The organism is Neorhizobium sp. 2083 (genome assembly GCF_031455615.1).
Lineage (GTDB): Bacteria > Pseudomonadota > Alphaproteobacteria > Rhizobiales > Rhizobiaceae > Neorhizobium.
In genome coordinates, this window is record NZ_JAVDTC010000024.1 from 1 (window position 1) to 2,955 (window position 2,955).

At 57.1% G+C, this 2,955-nt stretch carries 3 protein-coding genes and 1 pseudogene; all 4 read right to left on the minus strand.

Translation table 11 applies throughout. The annotated features are described in order from the left end of the window. A pseudogene (locus J2X76_RS31520) lies at window positions 1–695 on the minus strand (hypothetical protein); the annotation flags it as partial. A gap of 192 nt (window positions 696–887) precedes the next feature. Beyond that, window positions 888–1,835, minus strand: a complete 948-nt coding sequence (locus J2X76_RS31525) for a transglutaminase family protein (protein WP_310221882.1) — start codon at window positions 1,833–1,835, stop codon at window positions 888–890. Window positions 1,836–1,922: 87 nt separating this feature from the next. Continuing rightward, on the minus strand, window positions 1,923–2,135 hold the full coding sequence (locus J2X76_RS31720) for a CPCC family cysteine-rich protein (RefSeq protein WP_405030135.1): 213 nt from the start codon (window positions 2,133–2,135) through the stop codon (window positions 1,923–1,925). After that, a partial coding sequence (locus J2X76_RS31530; RefSeq protein WP_310221884.1) for a hypothetical protein occupies window positions 2,132–2,955 on the minus strand: 824 nt, incomplete at its 5' end. The genes J2X76_RS31720 and J2X76_RS31530, both read right to left, overlap by 4 nt.

Consider the following 2,955-nt stretch of genomic DNA (forward strand, 5'->3'; position numbering starts at 1 on the left):
TTGCGCGCCGAGCTGTAGGCCAGCGAGAGCTTCGGCTCCAGGCCACGGAAGCCGGGAACGTCGATGCCGATCTTCTGGGTGAAGAACCCATTGCCGGTGATCTCCGGGATCGATGGCTTCTCCGGCGCATTCAACGAGGAGCCACTGCTTGAGGATCCAGAGGTTGCCGCCATGGCCGACATCACCTCAGGCTCAACCACACCATCGCCATCCTTGGCCTTGGCGGCCGTGCCGGATTGGCCGTCCTCGCCGTCTGGCTTGTCCGCCGGCTTGCCAAGCGCGGTCGCGCCAGCCTTGCCGGGCTGCTCCTCGCCACTTGCTGTACCGCTGCCTGTGCCATTGCCACCCGCAGCCCCTGCCCCCAGGCCTTTTCCCTGCGGTTTGCTGAGGCCAAGCGTACGGTCTACCGCACGATCGTTCGAGGATGCTCCGGCCGCGGTCCCTGCCCCGGGCTCAGGCGTCCCGGTCCCGGAAGCACCACCCGAGCCAGCCTGTCCGGCCCCCGTCCGGCCGACAGCGCCGCCACCAAGACCACCGCCACTGCCAAATCCACCCGGCTTCACACCCTGCTCGGCCGCCTTTGCCCCACGCCCCAGCACACCGTCGACGACCACTGCTCCCGTCACCACACCCGAAAAAACACAAAGCGATACCGTGGCGGCAAAAGCCGCAAAACCAACTCCATTGCTACGCATGAGCCCCCTCGAAGCGAATCAATTCGTCATCAAAACACGACGCATCCTAACGTCGCACAACCTATTCAGCGCAACCGTTTTGTGACGTCAACAACAAAAATATGAGTACATGGCAGTTAGAAGTCGCTCGCACAACGCGAGGGAAAGCTGTGGACAGAACCGTCTGCTAGGACGCCCTGCGTGATATAGCAGCTACGGTGCCTGCCCATCCTCGGGTCGCCATCCTAATGCTTCGGCTTTGGCGAATGCTGTGAGATTTTCCTGATACAATCGGTCAGCCTTCGCCTTCACATCAGCCGGAATGTCCGAAGCGCGCGTATACTTTCCCGCCAGTTCACTCCGCAGGAGTGCTCCATAGGCACTACCCTTCTTGACCAGCAGGTAAGCGAAATCGGGATAATGTTGCAGGATGACGTCGGCGGTCGATATCGCCGCTTGGAATTGCCCCTCGGCCAGATGATGTTCGACCAGAAAAGACGCCATCAATGCGACGGCTTCGTCATGTGTGAGTGCTCGTAGGTAGGTGCCGTTTGCCACCGCGGCATCGGACATCGGCAACTTCTGCCGATACCAGAGATCGCGCGTAAATCCACCCCCGCTCGTCGCCTCCAGATTCCATGTCGAGCCTGCGTCGTCGGTATATTTGACGAATACGTGAAGGGGTGCTTGGGCAAGCGCCATATCCAACCCCAACCGCTGCCCCAGCGCGAGCAGAAGGATCGGCATGGTAATGCAGTTGCCCTGCCGCGTATCCAGGTATCGCTGCAGCAATCGATTAGCGGGATTTTCCCCCAGAGGATCACTGAGATCATAAACGAATGGCCGATGCTCGTTCCACTCACCACTCTCATAAAGAAAGCGCCTGAGTGCCGAGAGCTTCTCAGTGCTTGCGGCATTCTTGCCAACCATGCGTAAAACATCCGCGGTCATCTGGTCGATGGTGGCGCGTGAAGAAGCAGGATCGGTAGTAGGATCCACAATCTGATCGACGGCAAGCTTTACCTCCAATAAATCCGGCGTCCCATGAAAAAGACTATTTGCCGTTGCGCCGGCGAGGTCGGACGCCTTATTTAGCGTCTCCGAATACGCTGGAGCCACTAAAACCCATATCAAAGCGGCGAGGAATACGATCAGATGCATTGATGTTTTTGACTCTGCGCAGCTATTAAACCGAGGTAAGCAGTATTCACTCTCGGCCCGGGGTTATCGCGGGCGTTAAGTTTGGTTCTAGCCTTGAATTTTACTGAACCAACTCCTTTTCGCTTGGTTCAAGCTCAGCGAATTTGCCCCCCCAGGTAAATCCGGCTCTTCAAGCTGGACCGGATCGTCTTCCCAGTAGCAGATTTCACAAATTTCGTATGTGCCTGGAACGTCAATCGTGTAATTGTCACAGCAAGCACAAGCATACTTGCCGTGCTTGTTCGCTAGCCTCTGGCTCATTTTTGTCTGCTCCAATATTCCGCACCTTCATTAGGTTTGAACATCGTTCTTGGTGCGCCTTTCGAATCTGTTGCAATAAACGTGTTGGTTGGAGGATCGTAAAGCAACCGATCTGCATTAGCTCGGCTTCTAGCCTCTGACGTTGCGGGTGGTGTATTTAACAATTGATGGGCTCGGTCAACATACTGCTTCGCATTCTGCAATTCCGGAAAATCGGCGCGATGCTTATTCCAATGTTGCAAGGCATTAGCGGCAGGCGACTTGGTCTTTGTTCCACTCCAAATGTTTCCTTGGCCAGCCGATGCGCTACCAGGCCCCCTCGTTGCTCCGGCGGAAGGTCGGCCCGCTCCTCCGAGTGACCCGGGCGCCCATACCGTGATCGGTTCGAAGTCGCGACTATGGATCGGGCTGGCGCTTGAGGGTGTGAAATGATCGAGAGGCCCCTTGTCCTCATCACCATGTTTCGGATCGCCCGCCATTTGCTGGCCGGATTTCTTATCCCGCTCTCGATCACCTGCAAGATCTCCCGCGGCTTGGGCGATGTCCTTTGAAGCCTGCGTTTCCTCTTTTTGAGTGTTGTTATCGCCGCCTGTCCCTTGGCTCCCATAGTCGGAGACGTCAGGACTGATGGAGTGCCCATTTTTATCGCTTTTGTTGATTGGATCGTTCTGGGCGTATGCGTATCGGTTTGTGCCGACGGTTTCGATGGTTGGATCCCAGTCGTTGGGGGAGATGAACCGCGCGTTGGCGGTTGAGGTGAACGGGGCGGCGAACATGCTGGAGATGAGGAGCATGGTGAGGACGCGGGCAAGGAACGGCC

Coding starts and splice junctions, on each gene's coding strand:
- J2X76_RS31525 (WP_310221882.1), bottom strand. CDS start 1,835: ATGCATCTGATCGTATTCCTCGCCGCTTTGATATGGGTTTTAGTGGCT.
- J2X76_RS31720 (WP_405030135.1), bottom strand. CDS start 2,135: ATGAGCCAGAGGCTAGCGAACAAGCACGGCAAGTATGCTTGTGCTTGC.